Here is a 17515-nt window from a genome sequence, read left to right as displayed (position 1 = left end):
TTGTGAACCCCAAATCTGACGTCTGGAACCCCGATGATGACGTCTGGAACCCCAATGTTGACGTCTGGAACCCCGAATTTGACGTCTCGAACCACAAAGATGGGGTCTGGAACCTCAAACATGGACCTCGGAACCCCATACATGGACCTCGGAACCCCAAACACGGACCTTTGAACCCCATAGATGGAGTCTGGAACCTCATAAACGGAGCTTGGAACGTCGTTCATGGAGTCTGGAACGTCAAACACGGACCTTTGGACCTCATACATGGAGTCTGGAACGTCAATTATGGAGGTTGGAACGGCAATAAGGAAGTTTTTGAATAGTATGATTGCGTTTTTTAAAACAAACGCTAATGTGTCGCCACAATTGTATCGTGAAACGGTAGGTTTCGGTAAGGGAGGAGCTTAGTTGTTATTCTTGGCTTCTATCCATTTCGCCATGTACTTCGTACTTTTTAGGGTGTGATGCTGCAACAGACTTCCCATAAAATTATGTAGCCGATGTGCTTCAGGATCTTTAATTAAGGAGTGTATCACGTCTAGTAGTTTGCCTGAAAAAGAATCTTTCTGGTAACAGTTCCGGATAATTTCAATTCCGTTTTGCTGGGCTTGTTTCCAGATTTTTTCGTCCTGATACAAGGCAATTGCCTTTTTGGAGAATTCCTGAACATCATCAGTAATAAATCCATTCCAATGCCAATCAGCGTGCATGGCTTCGGCTCCGGTTGTTGAGGTTACACTTGGCGTTCCGCATTGCATGGCTTCGAGTAATTTTCCTTTCAGGCCTGCGCCAAAGCGAATAGGTGCCAAAACTACCCTTGCATTCTTCACCACTTCAGTTGCGTCTGCGGCTCTTCCATTAATATAAAAACCATTTTTAGGCTGATGTAATTGCAATACTTTTTGCGAAGGATACGCACCATAGACGTCTAAAACTGCTTCAGGAAAATCTTTTCTGATTAAAGGCCAAATGGTTTCTTTTAAGTATTGAACCGTATTCCAATTAGGTTCATGAAGAAAATTTCCGATAAAAACAAAGTTGCTTCGTTCTTCAAATGAAGGTAGTTTTTCTAAGTCCTCTTCTGATATTTCATCCACAAGAAAAGGCAGGTAAAAAAGTAAAGCCGGATCGATTTTGAAAACCTCCTGTAGCAGATTCATCTCAAAACCAGAAATAATAAGTGACAAATCGCAACGTAAAATACTCGCGATTTCCCGTTTGGCTACTTCTTCTACTAACAAATCATGCAGTTGAAAAGTCCTGTTTTCTTTGAACGCTTTTTGACGTGCCGTTCGCAGACAATGCAAATCTTCGGTATCTAATAACCGAATGGCTCTTGGGCAATTTTCGGCAACACGCCAGCCAAATTGCTCCTCAATCATAAACCGATCAAATAAAACAACGTCCGGATCCAGGTCGATTATAAACGCATCAAAGCTGGAGCTGTTTAATGCTATAGCTGCTTTGGTTACACCATATTCGGCCAGATCAACCATGAAATCGCTATCCTGTGCAGGGCTTGCAAACGTTATGTCAAAACCATCTGCCTGTAAAAGCGAAATCAACTGCATCATACGGCCACCGGCAGCTGAGGATTGAGGCTCAGGCCAGACAAAACCAATTATTAAAAGCTTTTTGTGTGGATTCATTTCAGGGATTCAAAATATTATTTGCAGGTGCTACAAGTACTTATTTGCTATTTTATACTGCAAAATAAGACTATTTTGATGGCAATTGCATCATATAAACCCAATTTGGTGATAAAAAGACTAATTTTGCAGGGAACAAATTCTCAGGAAATCATGTTAGGATTAAAATTAGCTACCGACCCTCGTTGGGTAAACATAGTCGAATCGAATATCGAAGAAATTTTGACGGATCATGCGTGGTGCGAACAAAAAGCAGCTTCCAATGCGATTAGTCTCATTACGTATAATTCGGAATTAGAAGAATTGGTTACCGAGATGCTGGTCATTGCAAGAGAAGAGCTGGAGCATTTGCAAATGGTACATGATGTGATTAAAAAACGAGGACTCACATTAGGCCGCGAACGTAAGGACCATTATGTAAATGAGCTTTTTAAATTCATGAAAAAGGATGGCAGCCGTAAAGATGCGCTATGTGATCGTTTGCTGTTTTCGGCAATGATCGAAGCCAGGAGCTGTGAGCGTTTTAAAGTGCTTTCGGAGAATATTCAGGATCCGGAATTAGCTAAATTCTATCGTGATTTAATGATTTCAGAAGCAGGACATTATACTACTTTCCTGGGTTTTGCCCGCAAATATGCAGATAATGTTGATGTTGATAAGCGCTGGAAAGAATGGATCGAGTTTGAAGGTTCGATCATCACCAATTACGGAAAAAACGAAACCGTACACGGATAATAAAACCAAAGCCTGACAGGTTTTTATAAGCTGTCAGGCTGTTATTTTACGATCATAAACTCCGAGCGTCTGTTAAGTGCATTTTCAGCTTCGGTACAATGGTCTCCGCAAGCTACTTTAGGCTCTGATTCTCCAAGACCTTTTGAGGATACCCTTTCCGGATGTATTCCTTTAGAAATAATATACGCTACTGTGGCAGTTGCTCTTCTGTCGGATAATTTCAAATTGTATTCGGCATCAGCCTGGGAATCCGTATGCGATTTTACCAATATCTTCAGTTCCTGGTTTTGCGACATGATATAAACCAGCTTATCCAGTTCCGAAGCTGCCTGTTGGGTAATAATGCTTTTATTCAAATCAAAATATATCGGATTTAGCACAATTTCGGTTTCGGTTACTTTTACATCTAGTGGCGTTAAAGCTACTGATAAGGCGCTTTTGCTATTCGTAAGAGGAAGTGTCTGGGTGATAAATCCGTCTTTATAAATCTGAATATTATATGTTTTCTGGCATTCGCCGATGTATAAAATCTCGCCTTCATCATTAGAGAACAAGGTCGTTACTACAGCATCATTCTGATCTAAAATAACCACTTTGGCATTAGAGATCACTGTTCCAGCTTTAGCATCTTTTACAACAGTAGTAAGCTGTTCTTCACAAACCGGAAGCAAACTGAAAATATCATCTGATCCTAAACGGTTGCTGGAAACAAAGCCCAGTTTATTATCTTCATAAAAAGAAAAGGCAAAGTCATCCTTTTCAGAATTCACTGGTTTACCTACATTTACCGGAACTGCATTTGTATTTAAATTAGCAGAGAAAATATCATAACCACCAAAACCAATTAAGGTATTCGAAGCAAAATAAAGAATGCCGCTATCCGTAATAAAAGGGAAGTTTTCATCTCCTACAGTATTAATCTGAGTTCCTAAGTTTTCAGGATTACCAAAAGTACCATCAGCATTCAGATTCACTTTCCAGATATCAGCGCCTCCTACAGAACCCGGCATATCTGATGAAAAGTACAAGGTCTTTCCATCAGCAGCAATGGATGGATTTCCAACAGAATAACTTTTGCTGTTAATGGCTAATGGTGTTTTGTGACTCCATTTTCCATCTTCATGAGTGGCTTTGTACAAAATAACCTGACCTAGTTTTAATCGTTTGGTTTTGTCTTTATCGAATAGTTTTTCATTAAAACTTTCACTCGAAAAATAGAGGACGGTACCGTCTTTACTAATTGTCGCAGGTCCTTCATGATAAATAGTATTGAGTTCGGTGATGGCTGCTGGTTCAGAAAAAGTTCCGCCAGCCTGATATTCCGAAGTATATAAATCTAAATAAGGTTCGTTGTTCCAGCCGTATAGTTTACTTTTTTCGTTTCGAGCACTTGTAAAATAAAGTGTCTTGTCATGTAGAACAGCTCCAAAATCTGATCGGTTGGAGTTGATGGTTAATGGCGTTATTTCAAATTGTTTCTTGATCGAATTAAGTTTTGAAATATAATCAGGATGCTCTAAAAACAATTGGGTTCTGGGATCATTTGGCATCAAATCGGCAAAGGTTTTGAGTTGCCTATTGGCTTCTTCATACTTCCCGTTTTCTTTCAAGACCTGAGCATATTTATAATAGGTTTCCGCTTCCTGTTTAGATTTTATGGCTTCTGCATACCATTTTTCCGCCTCCACAGTATTTTCAGTATAACCATAAGATTCAGCCAGTTGTTTATATACATAACCATCTGCTTTGGACTGATCAGCCAGTTTTTGGTATTCTTTAATAGCAGCCACATATTCATGTCTGATAAAAAGTTTATCGGCAGTTTTGGTGTTTTTGTTTTGTGCCAAAAGTGTAAAATTCAATAACACAAAAAACAATAAAAGGCTATATTTTTTCATTTAACGGTCTTATTAAATTTAGAAAAATCTTGGAGAACGTGAAACCTGTTTCTTCGTAAACAAATCATACAGGATGATAATTTCATGCGATGATGGCGCAGTAACCTTTAAATCTGAAATGGTATGGTCGTAAGCATATCCAATTCGAAGTTCAGGTGTAACAGCAAAATTAATCATGGCTCCAAAACTATCTTCTAATCGGTAGGTAGCACCTAATTCTATTATTTCCCTATATAAAAAATTGGCTGACAGATCTAAAGAAGGCGATACATTAAATGCCGATTTAAGCATAAATGAAGGTTTAAATTTTAATTCGTAATTCAGATCAAAAACATAACCAGCAGTCAGGAAATAATGCGAAACATCTGAACCGTATTCTCTTCCGTTGAAATCCAGATGTGCAGACTGCATGATATTTGGAACCGAAAATGCCACATAATAATGATCTGTATAATAAAAAGCACCCGCACCAAAATTCAATGAAGCATCACTAATATCCTGTCCAAAAATACCTTCGCTCGGATCTGGCAATGTCGAAGCAATATCACGTAGTCCGACCCTATGAAAAGAAGCTCCGGCTTTTAATCCTAAAGCCAGTCTGGCCGTTTCGTTGATATGAAGCGTATAAGAGAAATCCCCGTACACATTTTGTTCTTCGACAGGCCCAATTTTATCTGAAATAAACGACAATCCGACACCTACATTTTTGCCTACAGGCGTACTTCCTGAAAAGGTAAGTGTTCGCGGTGCGTCCTGAATATTAACCCATTGTTTTCTGTACAGCATTCCCAATGACAGACTTTCTTTAGATCCGGCATAGGCTGGATTAATGATATTCATATTATACATATATTGTGTATAATGCGGATCCTGCTGCGCTGTGGCATCGGCGAAAGCCATAAGAATTAATAAAAGGATGAGATATATTTTGTTCATGCGAATGTGTATTTTGTTTGTTTCCTGAAGAGATACTGTTTTAAAATCAACTTCAAAAATTAATTATTGCCTCTAATCAGGTAAATCCAGCCAGTTTTGCTTTCACCGCTTTCCAACTGAATTACGTAATAATAAGTTGCTGTTGGCAGTGATTCTCCTTTATCAGATTGTCCTCTCCACTGATCGCTATAATTAGACTGGTGATAGACCTGAATTCCGTATCGGTCAAAGACTTCTAAATTTTTTACCCCCATATTTCTTAAATCAAAAAAGCTGTTGGCGGCATTTCCGTCAGGAGAGATTCCTTTTTGAATGTTACAAAAAGCAGATGTTACTACAATAGTATTAGTAGCGCTACAGCTTGCAGCATCCGGTGTTACAGTCAGTGAAAACTGCAATGGATATACGGCATTAGAATTATTAATTTCCGAAATATTTAAGGTATTCGAATTAGATCCTACTACAGTACCTGACTGATCTTTCCATTGGTAGGAAACCGTGTCCGGATCATAAGATCCAGCTAATGGATTCGCCGTTAGAATATAAGATGTTCCGTCGCAATCGCCTTTAATTTCAAACTGAATTTCTCCGGGTACAGCATTAATTGTAAAAGGATTTCCTGTTGAAACACATTCGGTACTTGTTTTAAAACGAACGCTTAAGGTATAATTGCCGGGAGCTAAATTGCTGAATTCCGGACTGTCCTGATAAGCTTGTCCGATACTGTATTCTACATCGCTTTGTGGCGTAATCGAGACACTACCCGTTGATACACTACAATTAGGCTGATTGATTTGTGCCAAAGTGGGAACGGCAGGCAATGACGGAATAGGCTGAATGATTACATCTGTACTTCCTAGTGTTTCGCAAGTGTTATCTGTAGCATTTCTGATAAATAAAGAATAAGTATTTGGAACTAAATTCGGAAAAACATTAGAAGTCTGATACGTAATACCGTCTAAACTGTATTCAACACTATTTTGAATGGCAATAGTTATCGTACCTGAAGGAACTAAACAGGTAGGCTGAATTACACTTTCAGCTGTTGGATTTAGCGGTAAAGGAGGAACAGTTTCTATTGTTTCAGGAAGTGCCGATGCTGTTAAGCAAGTTTGATCAATACTGTTTCGGATATACAAAGTATAATCTCCCGGATTTAATCCTGAAAAACTGTTTGATGCCTGAAAAGTAATACCGTCCAGACTATATTCAGCATCCGTTTGTGGCAGGATAACAATTGCTCCTGACGGAATAGCACAGCTAGGCTGTGTAATATTTTCAACTACCGGAATAAGTGGTGGTGTTGGAACAGGATTGATTGTAATGGAGGAGACTGAAATGCTTGAGCAGCTTGTGTCAGTAGTGTTTCTGACATATAAATTGTAGGCACCGGAAATTACATTTGAAAACGTATTAGAAGCCTGAAATGTGATTCCATCCAGACTATATTCTACTCCTGTTTGTGCTGTAATAACAATCGTTCCTGACGGAGCAGCGCATGTAGGCTGTGTAGTAGCGCTAGCAACCGGAATTGCGGGAGGAGCAGGAATGTTATTTATTGTAGCAGTTGCTGTTACCGTACTTTGACAAGACGAGTCCAGCATATTTCGAATATAGAGGGTGTAATTGCCAGGCGCTAATCCAGAGAAACTATTAGAGGTTTGGTAATTAATACCGTCAATGCTATATTCCATGTCGGTTTGGGCGACAACAGTAATTGTTCCTGAAGGAGTTCCGCAAGTTGGCTGTACAGTGTTTTCTATAACGGGAGAGGCGGGCGTAGTAGGCGCTGCTTTAATTTCAACTGTTGAAGCTGATGCAATATCGCAGGTGGTGTCAGCAATATTACGCACATAAAGAGAATAAAAACCGGCTGTTAATCCAGAAAAGATATTAGAAGCCTGATAGTTGATTCCGTCAATACTGTATTCTACATTGCTTTGAGCTACAATTCCGATGGTTGCTGTTGGATCCGTACAAGTGATGGGTATGATGCCAATTAATCGTGGAGAATCAGGTGTTGAAGGAATCGGATTTATGGTAACCGCTATTGTGGAGGCAGAGGCACAAGCCGTATCAACTGCATTCCGAATATATAAAGTATAATTACCAGGATCTAAAAAATTAAAAACATTTGAGGTTTGATAGGTAATACCATCTAAACTATATTCCATTCCACTTTGTGGGCTAATAGTAATAGTTCCTACTGTTATAGCACAGGTTGGTTGCGTTACAGACGCTGTTGAGGGCAGTACAGGAGTAGCCGGAATAGGATTTATAACAGCTTGTAAAGTTATGGTCGTGCAGCCGCCAGTGTTGGAAACAGTAAAAGTATACGTTGTATCAGGTGTCAGATTGGTAAATTCATACGAACTAGTATTGCCTGTAACAGTCGTTCCTATTGAAGGAGTGATGGTCCAGGCTCCAACAAGTCCTGAAATTAAAACACTTCCGGTTGGGTTAGTACAGCTTGGCTGTTTAATGGTTTCAACAACAGGGTTTCCAATATCATTATAATTGACGGTGATATCTGCAGTACTGGGCGGACAGGAACCGTTAGAAACAGACCAGGTAAAAACATAGGTTCCGGACTGGCTGACAGTTGCTGTAGCTGATCCGCTTGATGGAGTGCTAAAGGTAACAGTAGCTCCTGTAGGGCCTGATTTTAAAGACCAGTTGCCGGTACCAATTGCTGGAGTGTTTCCTCCTAACGGATCACTTGTTAAACTACAAGTTGCCTGATCAGGACCAGTACTCGCCGTAGAAGGTGGGGGACTAATATTCATAATCATATTAAAATCCGAATAACAAGGTATCAATGCAGACGAAGCAATGATAATAGGGTTTGGATCCTGCAAATTATAATCTACTGCAGCAGTGCCGTAATCTATGGTGTTCGTAAGTTCAGGACTTACAAACGAATTGGTAACGCTATAATCGGTTTCGCTGGTATCGTGCATGGTAAACCCAAAGAGTTTGATGTCTCCGGTAAAATATCCCAGAAGCATTTTTGGTACTACAATTTCAAATCCTCTGTTGTAATCTGTAATTCCGCTATTTAATGTATTTACAGCAAAGGATGCACTTGGCACTAAATGCATAGCGGTTCCTAACGGAAAACGGGTAGATTGCCCGGTTTTTAATTCGATTAAATCAGCTGAAAAAGTCGTTCCGCTGGCATCACTACTAACAGACAAACAATAGTCCGGTAAAAAATAAGAGTCAAAAGTGCTGGGATTGTTGTTAAAATAATTAAAGCCTCTTAGTACTGGACTATCAAGATCATCTCCGTAATTTGAAGCCGAAAATCCTCCGGTTTTTGTATCTAAAAATAACAATAAGCTTTTATTAGCCGTTAATTTTCCAGAAATTCCAAAAACTAAATCATTTTCTGCGGGACTAATTTTAATTGAATTGATATAAGCTCCGGCTGCATTGGCTGATAATATGGCACTTTCTTTATTGTCTTCTATATTAGCACCATAAGCAAGATCTGAAATGTTTCCGTTGAGAATAGTTTCATATCTGGTTCGAAGTCTTACCATTTGTCCATTGGTCAAAGTGCTGCTGGTAAAAACGCGATTTGATGACATGGCTTGCTGTACAACGCCATCTACTGAAAATTCAAATAAATTCCCTCCTCTTAGTGCGGTAAATGTTACTGGAGTTCCTTCGCAAATGGGTATTGCGGGATCATTTGCAGGAACCGATGTCATGGTAACATTGGGTGCTTTTCTGTAAACCGAAGCGACAACAGGAATTCGGATGCTTACATCTGTTCCTTGTTTGCTTTGTACATAGTACGTGGTGGTGGTGTTAATATTTGGTGAGAAAAAATTGCCAATATATACAGGAACTGTTGCGGTTTGACTACTGTACCATTCGATTGTTTGGCTCATAGTGCTGCCTACAGCAAACAGATTCACCTGGTTAATAGTAGTGCCAGTTGTACAAGTACTTCCGGGCGTTACTGTTGGGGGAGGCAGAACGATTGCAAATTTTGTTGTCTTTGCTGTTTTAGACGTTTTAACCGTTTTTTTGTTTTTTTTAATGGTATCCAGCAAAGTGTAATTTGCTGCTGAGCCATACGCATTCGGAGTTTTGATATATTTTGCAGAAGCAAATAAAGTACTTCCGCTTAGAAATTGAAATAATAAAAAAAGAAGTATTTTTTGTTTCATAAAATTGCATTTTTGATGATACAAATAGTCAGGAATCCGATATAAATCATCATTAGAATGTCTTTACAAAGGTAAGGTTTAATCCTTAGAATAGATTTAGAAATAAATTTCAAAAAACTGAAAGAAAAATGAACTGTCTAACAGAAATAAATCATCAAAAATAAGGATTTGGAATACTTAATTTTAGGCGTTTTTTAATTACTTTTGAATAGTCATATTTCAACAGAAATATACAACAATTTCTTTATATTATTTCTTTAAAAAAGTTGTGATTTTTCTACTATTAAATTCAGTTGTATTTTCCAAAACTTAATGCTTTTCATGATGTCAAAAAGTAAATTCAAATCCATTTTATTTAAAACAGCAAAATACATCGGAATCACTTTTGCAGTTGTATTGGCATTATTATTTCTTACCCCCATTGTTTTTTCAGATAAAATAAAAGAACAGATAAAAAAGACCGCGAACGAAAAACTGAATGCTGAACTCAATTACTCGGATGTTTCGGTTTCGTTTTTTCAGCATTTTCCTTCTCTGACGCTTACTCTAAATGATTTAAGTTTAAACGGATCGGCTCCTTATCAAAACGAAAAATTTATTACCGCCAAAGAAGTTTCTTTTGGAATAAATGTATCAAGTTTGATTTTTAGCGAAACCGTAAAAATCGATCAGATCTATTTATCAAATTCTTTTATTAATGTAAAAGTCAATCAAAAAGGAGAAGCAAATTACAATGTTTATAAATCTTCTGTACAACAGGAAAAAGTAAAAGACAGTTCGGATTCTGCTTTAAAACTAGAGAAAATAGAAATCATAAACAGTAAAATCGTTTATGATGATTTATCGGCTAAAGTTCATTTTGATGCTTTTGGTTTTAACTATTTAGGAAAGGGAGATTTGAACGAAGCAATATTCGATTTATATTCAAAAGCTAAAATAGAGAAACTGAATATCGTTTATGAAAACGAGCCGTATTTAATGAACAAAAAAGTAGATGCAGATTTAATTACCAAAGTAAATATCAATTCATTGTCGTTCTTTTTTCAGCAGAACAACTTAAAAATCAATGATCTTTTGGTCGATTTTATTGGAAAATTTGATATTTTGAAAGAAGGCTACAATATGGATTTTGTTATAAAATCAAACAACAGCGACCTGCATGATGTTTTTACCGCTTTCCCTCCAAAATATATTACCTGGCTTTCTAAAACCGAGATAAAAGGAAATACTAATCTGCAGTTTACCTTAAAAGGAAAATATATAGTTTCGCAAAATCTGGCTCCGGATCTTAATTTAGACCTCAAAATAAACAACGGATTTGTCAATTATAATAAAAGTGCTTTTCCGGTTTCAAACTTAAATTTAGATCTTACCACAAAAGTATTATCACTAAATCCTGAACTTTTGGTAGTGGATGCCCGAAATTTATCCTTGAATATCAATCAGGATTATTTGAAATCCAGTTTTTATATGGAGGGAATGACAACTCCTGAAATAAAAGCTGATTTTAAAGCCAAAATTAACCTTGAAAAACTAGATAAAGCACTCGGGATTCCAGATTTAGAATTAAAAGGTTTTTTGATTGGGGATGTAAAAGCAAACGGAAAGTTTGATCAGAAAAACAAGCTTTTACCTGTAATAAAAGGGCAGGTTGACTTAGAGAACGGTTATGTGAAAACTAAATATTACCCAAACGCCATTACAAACATTACGGTAAAATCGAAAATCGAAAATAAAAAAGGAACTTTTGACGACTTAAAAGTAAGTCTGAAACCCACGCAGTTTACCTTTGAAGGAAAACCAGTTTTCGTAACGGCTGATTTAAGCAATTTTGATGATTTGAATTATGATATTACGGCAAAAGGCGAATTGGATATCAGCAGGATTTATAAAGTTTTCTCCCAAAAAGGACTGGATTTAGATGGTTCTATAAAAGCCGATTTAGTTTTAAAAGGCAAGCAAAGCGATGCCGAAAAAGGCAATTACAGTAAGTTGTACAATAAAGGAACGCTGGAGCTTAGAAATATTGGTATAGCCTCAGAATATTTGCCTAAAAAATTCATCATCAAAGAAGGAATTTTCAAAATTAATCAGGACAAGATGTCGTTTAACAACTTTTTGGCGGCCTACGGACAATCTGATTTTAAAATGAATGGTTATTTGCAAAATGTATTTAATTATGTAACGACAAAGACAGGAGTTTTAAAAGGAGCTTTTAAAGTATCGGCAAAATATATTAATGTTGATGAATTCATGTCGAGTACACCGCCAAATACTACTGTGACCAAAACCGAAACTAAAGAAACGTCTTCGTCTGCCGCAAAAGAAAAAGGTGTAATTATTATCCCTACAAACCTGAATCTGCACTTAATGGCTACGGCACAAAAAGTAAATTTTGATAAATTATTGCTTCAGAATGCAACAGGTGATTTGAAGATGAATAAAGGTCTTTTAAGTATGAAAAATACTGGTTTCAACCTGATTGGCTGTACCGTGTCTATGAATGCAAATTATCAGGCTGTCACGCCTAAAAAAGCAAATTTTGATTATGGTATAAAAGCTACCGATTTTGATATTAAAAGGGCTTACAACGAAATTGAAGTGTTTAGAAAAATGGCCAGTGCGGCTGAAAAAGCACAGGGAATTGTTGCTTTGGACTATCAGCTGAAGGGAAGACTGAATGCCAACATGGATCCGGTTTATCCTTCGCTCGTAGGAGGAGGAACGCTTTCTGTAAAAGACGTAAAAGTGAGAGGATTAAAAATGTTTAATGCTGTAAGTAAGGAGACCAGTTCTGAGGCTATGAAAAATCCGGATCTTTCTAAAGTAGAAATCAAAAGCACGGTCAAAAATAACATCATGACGATAGAGCGTTTTAAATTTAAGTTTGCCGGTTTCAGACCCAGAATCGAAGGAACCACAAGTCTTGATGGAAAACTTAACCTGAAAATGCGTTTAGGATTACCTCCGTTAGGTATTTTCGGAATTCCGCTAACGGTTACCGGAACTCAGGATAAGCCTAAAGTAAAAGTGGGGCGCAAAACCGAAGGTTTAGAGGAAACCGAGGATACTGAGGAATAGAAGGGTTAAATCCCAAATTTTTAAAACTCCAAATTCCAATTGTCTTCAAAACTTGTCATTCCGTAGGAATCTCTAAATTATGTGTTTACCATGCTGGGATTCCTGCGGAATGACAAACTAATCTTATTTGGTTAACTTTTGTGATTTACTGCTTATGTTTACTATCGTTCGTGTCCAAATTCCAATTTCTGACGAAAGTAAACCACGCTACAACTGTATAGAAACTCATTTATCTTTGTCGAGCTACTCGCAGAGATTGCTTCGCCAGTTCGCTATCGCTCGTGTCCTCGTTCCGAAATGACAAACTAGCAGAAAACTTTCTTTTGAAAACGGATGCCCTAGCCCCGATAGAAGTGGAAATCCTTTTGTTTTTTTCTTTAAAAAACAAAAGATTGCAACGAATAGCGGGATTAGCTCCTAAAAAAGATTTGGTTTTATCATAGAAATCGGAGGACAAAAAATAAGCATAACCTTTTATGAACTAAACCACAAAACCTGAGTAAACTTAAATTCTCTTATATAACTTATATGGTTAAAAGCCATAAAAACAAAAAACCCGCTCTTTTCAGAACGGGTTTTGTAATAAGTAGTCTAATGATTATGCTTCGAATGGAAGGATAGATACATAAGATTTGTTATCTCTTTTCTTTTGGAACTTAACAACTCCAGCTACTCTTGCGTGTAGTGTGTGATCTTTACTGATGTAAACATTTTCACCTGGGTTATGTTTTGAACCTCTTTGTCTAACGATGATGTTCCCAGCAATAGCAGCTTGACCACCAAAAATCTTAACGCCTAAACGTTTTGATTCTGATTCTCTACCATTCTTCGAACTACCGACACCTTTCTTGTGAGCCATGACGTATGAGTTTAAATATTGTTATTATTCTTTAGTAGCTTCTTTTTTTGCTTTTGGAGCTGCTGCTTTTTTTGCTTTTGGAGCTGCTTCAACTTCAGTTGCCGGAGCATCTTCTGCTACAACCGCTTTTTTAGCTGCTGCTTTTTTAGCTCCACCTGCTGCAGTAATACCTTCAATTACAATTTGAGTAAGATATTGTCTGTGACCATTTCTCTTTTTGTAACCTTTTCTTCTTTTCTTTTTGAAAACGATTACTTTATCTCCTTTTAAGTGTTGTAACACTTTAGCTTCTACTGAAGCACCTTCTATAGCTGGGGCGCCTAAAGTTACGTTTCCGTTATCGTCTAATAAAAGAACTTTGTCAAAAGAAACTTTTGAACCTTCTTCGTTAGCCAAACGGTGAACATAAACCTTTAAGTCTTTGCTTACTTTAAATTGTTGCCCTGCTATCTCTACGATTGCATACATACCAAATTGATTTATTGATTTTTAAGGTTGCAAATATACAATTAATAATTTACTATGCAATCCCTTATTTCAAATTTATTTTTTTCTGCTTAAAGGCTCTTTTTCAAAGTGTTTTAAAGAGATTTTGGTTTTTATTAGCTGTATAATAGTGTTAAAATATTTGCTAAATACGTCATCTGTCTCAAATACTAATTAAAAAAAGGTATTTTTGATGTAACGATATTCAACTCTTGGATACCTATTTATTAAGGTAACTAAAATTATTAATCTTTTATGAAAAATTCTATAATGATATTAAGTGCTGCACTCATGCTCGGCGGAGTAGCTCATGCTCAAAAAGTAGCTTTCGAGGAATACAATTTAGATAACGGCCTGCATGTTATTTTGCATAACGATCCATCTGCTCCGGTTGTAATTACTTCTGTAATGTATCATGTGGGGGCAAAAGATGAGCGTCCGGACAGAACAGGATTTGCACATTTCTTCGAACATTTGTTATTTGAAGGTACTCAAAACATCAAACGTGGCGAATGGATGAAGATTGTTACGGCCAATGGAGGTGTAAACAATGCCAATACAAATGATGACCGGACTTATTATTACGAAGTTTTTCCTTCTAATAGTTTAGAGCTGGGTTTATGGATGGAATCGGAGCGATTGCTGCATCCTGTAATTAATAAAATTGGTGTTGATACACAAAATGAAGTAGTTAAGGAAGAAAAAAGAATGCGTTACGACAATCAGCCTTACGGAAATATTTTGCCTGAGGTTAAAAAAAACATGTTCAAAAACCATCCGTATCGCTGGACGACTATTGGTTCTATGAAAGATTTGGATGCCGCTACTCTTGAAGAATTTCAGGCATTCAATAAAAAATTCTATACGCCTAATAATGCCGTTTTAGTAGTTGCCGGTGATTTTGATAAAGCGAAAGCTAAAGAATGGATTCAGAAATATTTTGGAGTAATTCCGAAAGGAGAGGAAGTTAAAAAACAAACTTTTGTTGAAGAACCGATTAACCAAACAATAAAAGCAACTTACGAAGACCCGAATATCCAAATTCCGATGGTGGTGGCGACCTATAGAACGCCATCGATGAAAACACGTGATGCCAGGGTTTTAGATTTGATTTCGTCTTATTTAAGCGATGGAAAAAGTTCTAAATTGTATAAAAAAATCGTTGATGATAAAAAAATGGCGCTTCAGATTGGGGCGGTAGGTTTTAGTCAGGAAGACTACGGAATGTATATTTTGTACGGATTGCCAATGGAAAAATATACCACAGCTGATATCTTAAAAGAAATGGATGAAGAAATTGTAAAAATCCAAACCGATTTGATTTCTGAAAAAGATTACGAAAAGTTGCAAAATAAATTTGATAACAATTTTGTAAACGCAAATTCAAGCGTAGAAGGAATTGCCGAAAATTTAGCCTCGTATTATTTGCTTTACGGTGATGTAAACTTAATTAATACCGAGATTGACCTTTATCATTCTATTACAAGGGAAGAAATCAGGGAGGTGGCTAAAAAGTATCTGAATCCTAATCAGCGTTTAATTTTAGATTATGTTCCTTCAAAAAAAGTTCAAAACTAAGCGTACCGAATCATGAAAAAAATACATACAATTTTAATCCTTTTATTCGTAACTGGAATTATGCAAGCACAAGACCGTCCACAACCTAAACCAGGAAATGCTCCCGTAGTCAATATCAAAAAACCGCAAACATTTGTTTTGGCAAACGGCATGAAAGTTTTGGTAGTTGAAAATCATAAATTACCAAGAGTTAGTTTTACGCTTACTTTAGACAATCCTCCTTTTACCGAAGGAAACAAAAAAGGCGTTGATGAACTAACCAGCAGCCTGATTGGAAATGGTACTCAAAAAACAACCAAAGAAGCTTTTAACGAAGAAATTGATTTTTACGGAGCTAGTATCAACTTTACGTCTTCCGGAGCTTATGGAAGCTCGCTTTCAAAATATTCCGGACGTGTTTTAGAGCTTTTGGCCGAAGGTGCTTTACAGCCCAATTTTACACAAACTGAATTTGATAAAGAAAAAGCCAAACTCATTGAAGGTCTGAAAGCTGATGAAAAAAGTGTTCCTGCCATTGCCGGTCGTGTAGTTGATGTTCTGGCTTTTGGAAAAAATCATCCTTCTGGAGAATTTGTTTCTGAAGAAACTTTAAAAAACGTTAGCCTTGCTGATGTTGAGGCGAATTACAGAAGTCACTTTGTCCCGGAAAATGCCTATTTAGTCATCATTGGAGATATTAAATTTAAAGAAACTAAAGCAGCTGTAGAAAAACTTTTTAGTGGCTGGAAAAAACAAAGTACTCCTAAAAGCACGTATCCGGATCCTGTGAATGTTTCAAAACTTCAAATTGATTTTGTAGATGTTCCAAATGCGGTTCAGTCCGAAATTTCATTAGTAAATACAGTAAATTTAAAAATGAGTGACCCTGATTTTTTTCCTGCTGTAATTGCAAACCAAATTTTAGGAGGAGATTTTAATAGTTATTTAAATATGAATCTTCGTGAGCAGCACGCCTGGACGTATGGTGCAAGTTCTACTATCGGAAGTGGAAAATATGTAAACAAATTTAAAGCATCATCTGCCGTTAGAAATGCCGTGACGGATAGTGCTGTTGTAGAATTTGTAAAAGAAATTAAACGCATTAGAACCGAGAAAGTTTCGGAAGAAGTTTTGAAAAATGTAAAAGCCGGATATATAGGAAGGTTTGTCATGCAAGTCGAAAAACCACAAACCGTAGCTCGTTTTGCTCTGAATATTGAAACCGAAAAACTTCCAGCTGATTTTTACGAAAAATACATTCAGACCATAAACAATGTTACGGCAGATGATATCTATCGCGTAGCCAATAAATATTTCCTGCTGGATAATATGCGAATCGTAATCGCCGGAAAAGGTTCTGAGGTAATTTCTGCTTTAGAAAAAACACAAATTCCGATTTTCTATTTTGATAAATACGGTAATCCTATAGAAAAACCAGTTGCTAAAAAAGACATTCCTGCCAGCGTTACCGCTAAAAGTGTAATTGATAATTATATCAAAGCAATTGGAGGTGAAAAGGCTGTTTCGGCTGTTAAAACACTTTCGATGATAGGTTCTACAAATGTTCCTCAGGTACCATCGCCTTTGAGTTTTACATCAAAATTAGATTCTAAAGGAAAAATGATGGTTTCGCTTTCTATGGGAAGTATGGCTTTGATGAAACAAGTCGTGAACGAAAAAGGCGCTTATATCGAGCAGCAGGGCCAACGCAAAAATCTTGAAGGTAACGATCTTGCCGATATGAAAGCTAGCGCAACTCCTTTTGAAGAATTGCAATTAAGCAAAAGAACCGATTTGAAAGCGGATAGAATCGAAGCTATAAATGGCAGCGATGCTTATGTTATTAAAGAGGGTAAAACAACTTATTTCTATGATGTAAAATCAGGGCTAAAAGTTGCTGAAACAAAAGTAAGTGAGCAAGGCGGACAACCGATAACCCAAACAACAAACTTCAATGATTACAGAGAGGTAAAAGGCGTGAAAGTTCCTTTTAATATTGTACAAAATGTAGGTTTTGAATTGGATATTAAAATGTCTGACATTAAAATAAACGAAGGCGTTTCGGATGCTGATTTTCAGTAATACGAATCTTTAAGAATAAACAAAGGCTGTCATAATTGACAGCCTTTG

General features: G+C 37.0%; 11 protein-coding genes. 5 read left to right on the top strand and 6 right to left on the bottom strand.

Annotation, left to right across the window (positions count from 1 at the left end; genetic code table 11):
• Positions 1 to 326: hypothetical protein (locus GON26_RS21685; protein ID WP_230407947.1), on the top strand; the 326-nt coding region annotated here is incomplete at its 5' end.
• A gap of 81 nt (positions 327 to 407) precedes the next feature.
• Here GON26_RS21685 and GON26_RS15335 read toward each other — a convergent pair.
• Positions 408 to 1652, bottom strand: coding sequence for a glycosyltransferase family 4 protein (locus tag GON26_RS15335; protein ID WP_160375651.1), 1245 nt, complete (start codon positions 1650 to 1652; stop codon positions 408 to 410).
• 153 nt (positions 1653 to 1805) lie between these two features.
• On the opposite strand from GON26_RS15335, the gene miaE reads away from it, so the two are divergent.
• Positions 1806 to 2387, top strand: coding sequence for a tRNA-(ms[2]io[6]A)-hydroxylase (gene miaE, locus GON26_RS15330; protein WP_160375659.1), 582 nt, complete (start codon positions 1806 to 1808; stop codon positions 2385 to 2387).
• Positions 2388 to 2428: 41 nt separating this feature from the next.
• On the opposite strand, the gene GON26_RS15325 is transcribed toward miaE, so the two are convergent.
• The 3 genes from GON26_RS15325 to GON26_RS15315 are packed head-to-tail and all read right to left on the bottom strand — an operon-like array spanning position 2429 to position 9402.
• On the bottom strand, positions 2429 to 4285 hold the full coding sequence (locus GON26_RS15325; RefSeq protein ID WP_160375650.1) for an OmpA family protein: 1857 nt from the start codon (positions 4283 to 4285) through the stop codon (positions 2429 to 2431).
• A gap of 18 nt (positions 4286 to 4303) precedes the next feature.
• Positions 4304 to 5221: a PorP/SprF family type IX secretion system membrane protein gene (locus GON26_RS15320; protein WP_160375649.1), complete on the bottom strand. Its 918-nt coding sequence runs from the start codon at positions 5219 to 5221 to the stop codon at positions 4304 to 4306.
• A gap of 59 nt (positions 5222 to 5280) precedes the next feature.
• A complete protein-coding gene (locus GON26_RS15315; protein ID WP_160375648.1) occupies positions 5281 to 9402 on the bottom strand; it encodes a T9SS type B sorting domain-containing protein in 4122 nt (1373 codons plus the stop codon).
• A gap of 321 nt (positions 9403 to 9723) precedes the next feature.
• Between GON26_RS15315 and GON26_RS15310 the strand changes: the two genes are divergently transcribed.
• Positions 9724 to 12483 carry an AsmA-like C-terminal region-containing protein gene (locus tag GON26_RS15310; RefSeq protein ID WP_230407946.1) on the top strand — a complete coding sequence of 920 codons (2760 nt, stop codon included), beginning with the start codon at positions 9724 to 9726 and terminating at the stop codon, positions 12481 to 12483.
• Between the two features lie 598 nt (positions 12484 to 13081).
• Here GON26_RS15310 and rpmA read toward each other — a convergent pair.
• Positions 13082 to 13342 carry a 50S ribosomal protein L27 gene (gene rpmA / locus GON26_RS15305; protein WP_035685981.1) on the bottom strand — a complete coding sequence of 87 codons (261 nt, stop codon included), beginning with the start codon at positions 13340 to 13342 and terminating at the stop codon, positions 13082 to 13084.
• 24 nt (positions 13343 to 13366) lie between these two features.
• Positions 13367 to 13810 carry a 50S ribosomal protein L21 gene (rplU, locus tag GON26_RS15300; RefSeq protein ID WP_160375647.1) on the bottom strand — a complete coding sequence of 148 codons (444 nt, stop codon included), beginning with the start codon at positions 13808 to 13810 and terminating at the stop codon, positions 13367 to 13369.
• 273 nt (positions 13811 to 14083) lie between these two features.
• Here rplU and GON26_RS15295 point away from each other — a divergent pair, with 273 nt between their 5' ends.
• Positions 14084 to 15406 (top strand): M16 family metallopeptidase, encoded by a 1323-nt coding sequence (locus GON26_RS15295; RefSeq protein WP_160375646.1) that lies wholly within the window; start codon positions 14084 to 14086, stop codon positions 15404 to 15406.
• A gap of 12 nt (positions 15407 to 15418) precedes the next feature.
• Positions 15419 to 17467 carry an insulinase family protein gene (locus GON26_RS15290; RefSeq protein WP_230407945.1) on the top strand — a complete coding sequence of 683 codons (2049 nt, stop codon included), beginning with the start codon at positions 15419 to 15421 and terminating at the stop codon, positions 17465 to 17467.
• Positions 17468 to 17515 lie beyond the last annotated feature (48 nt).

It is taken from the genome of Flavobacterium hydrocarbonoxydans (assembly GCF_009789235.1).
Taxonomy (GTDB): Bacteria; Bacteroidota; Bacteroidia; order Flavobacteriales; family Flavobacteriaceae; genus Flavobacterium; species Flavobacterium hydrocarbonoxydans.
Note: the sequence above shows the minus strand (reverse complement) of the source record. Positions and strands in the feature narration are given on the sequence as shown.

Coding starts and splice junctions, on each gene's coding strand:
- GON26_RS15325 (WP_160375650.1), bottom strand. CDS start 4,285: ATGAAAAAATATAGCCTTTTATTGTTTTTTGTGTTATTGAATTTTACA.
- GON26_RS15310 (WP_230407946.1), top strand. CDS start 9,724: ATGATGTCAAAAAGTAAATTCAAATCCATTTTATTTAAAACAGCAAAA.
- GON26_RS15320 (WP_160375649.1), bottom strand. CDS start 5,221: ATGAACAAAATATATCTCATCCTTTTATTAATTCTTATGGCTTTCGCC.
- GON26_RS15295 (WP_160375646.1), top strand. CDS start 14,084: ATGAAAAATTCTATAATGATATTAAGTGCTGCACTCATGCTCGGCGGA.
- GON26_RS15315 (WP_160375648.1), bottom strand. CDS start 9,402: ATGAAACAAAAAATACTTCTTTTTTTATTATTTCAATTTCTAAGCGGA.
- rplU (WP_160375647.1), bottom strand. CDS start 13,810: ATGTATGCAATCGTAGAGATAGCAGGGCAACAATTTAAAGTAAGCAAA.
- rpmA (WP_035685981.1), bottom strand. CDS start 13,342: ATGGCTCACAAGAAAGGTGTCGGTAGTTCGAAGAATGGTAGAGAATCA.
- miaE (WP_160375659.1), top strand. CDS start 1,806: ATGTTAGGATTAAAATTAGCTACCGACCCTCGTTGGGTAAACATAGTC.
- GON26_RS15335 (WP_160375651.1), bottom strand. CDS start 1,652: ATGAATCCACACAAAAAGCTTTTAATAATTGGTTTTGTCTGGCCTGAG.
- GON26_RS15290 (WP_230407945.1), top strand. CDS start 15,419: ATGAAAAAAATACATACAATTTTAATCCTTTTATTCGTAACTGGAATT.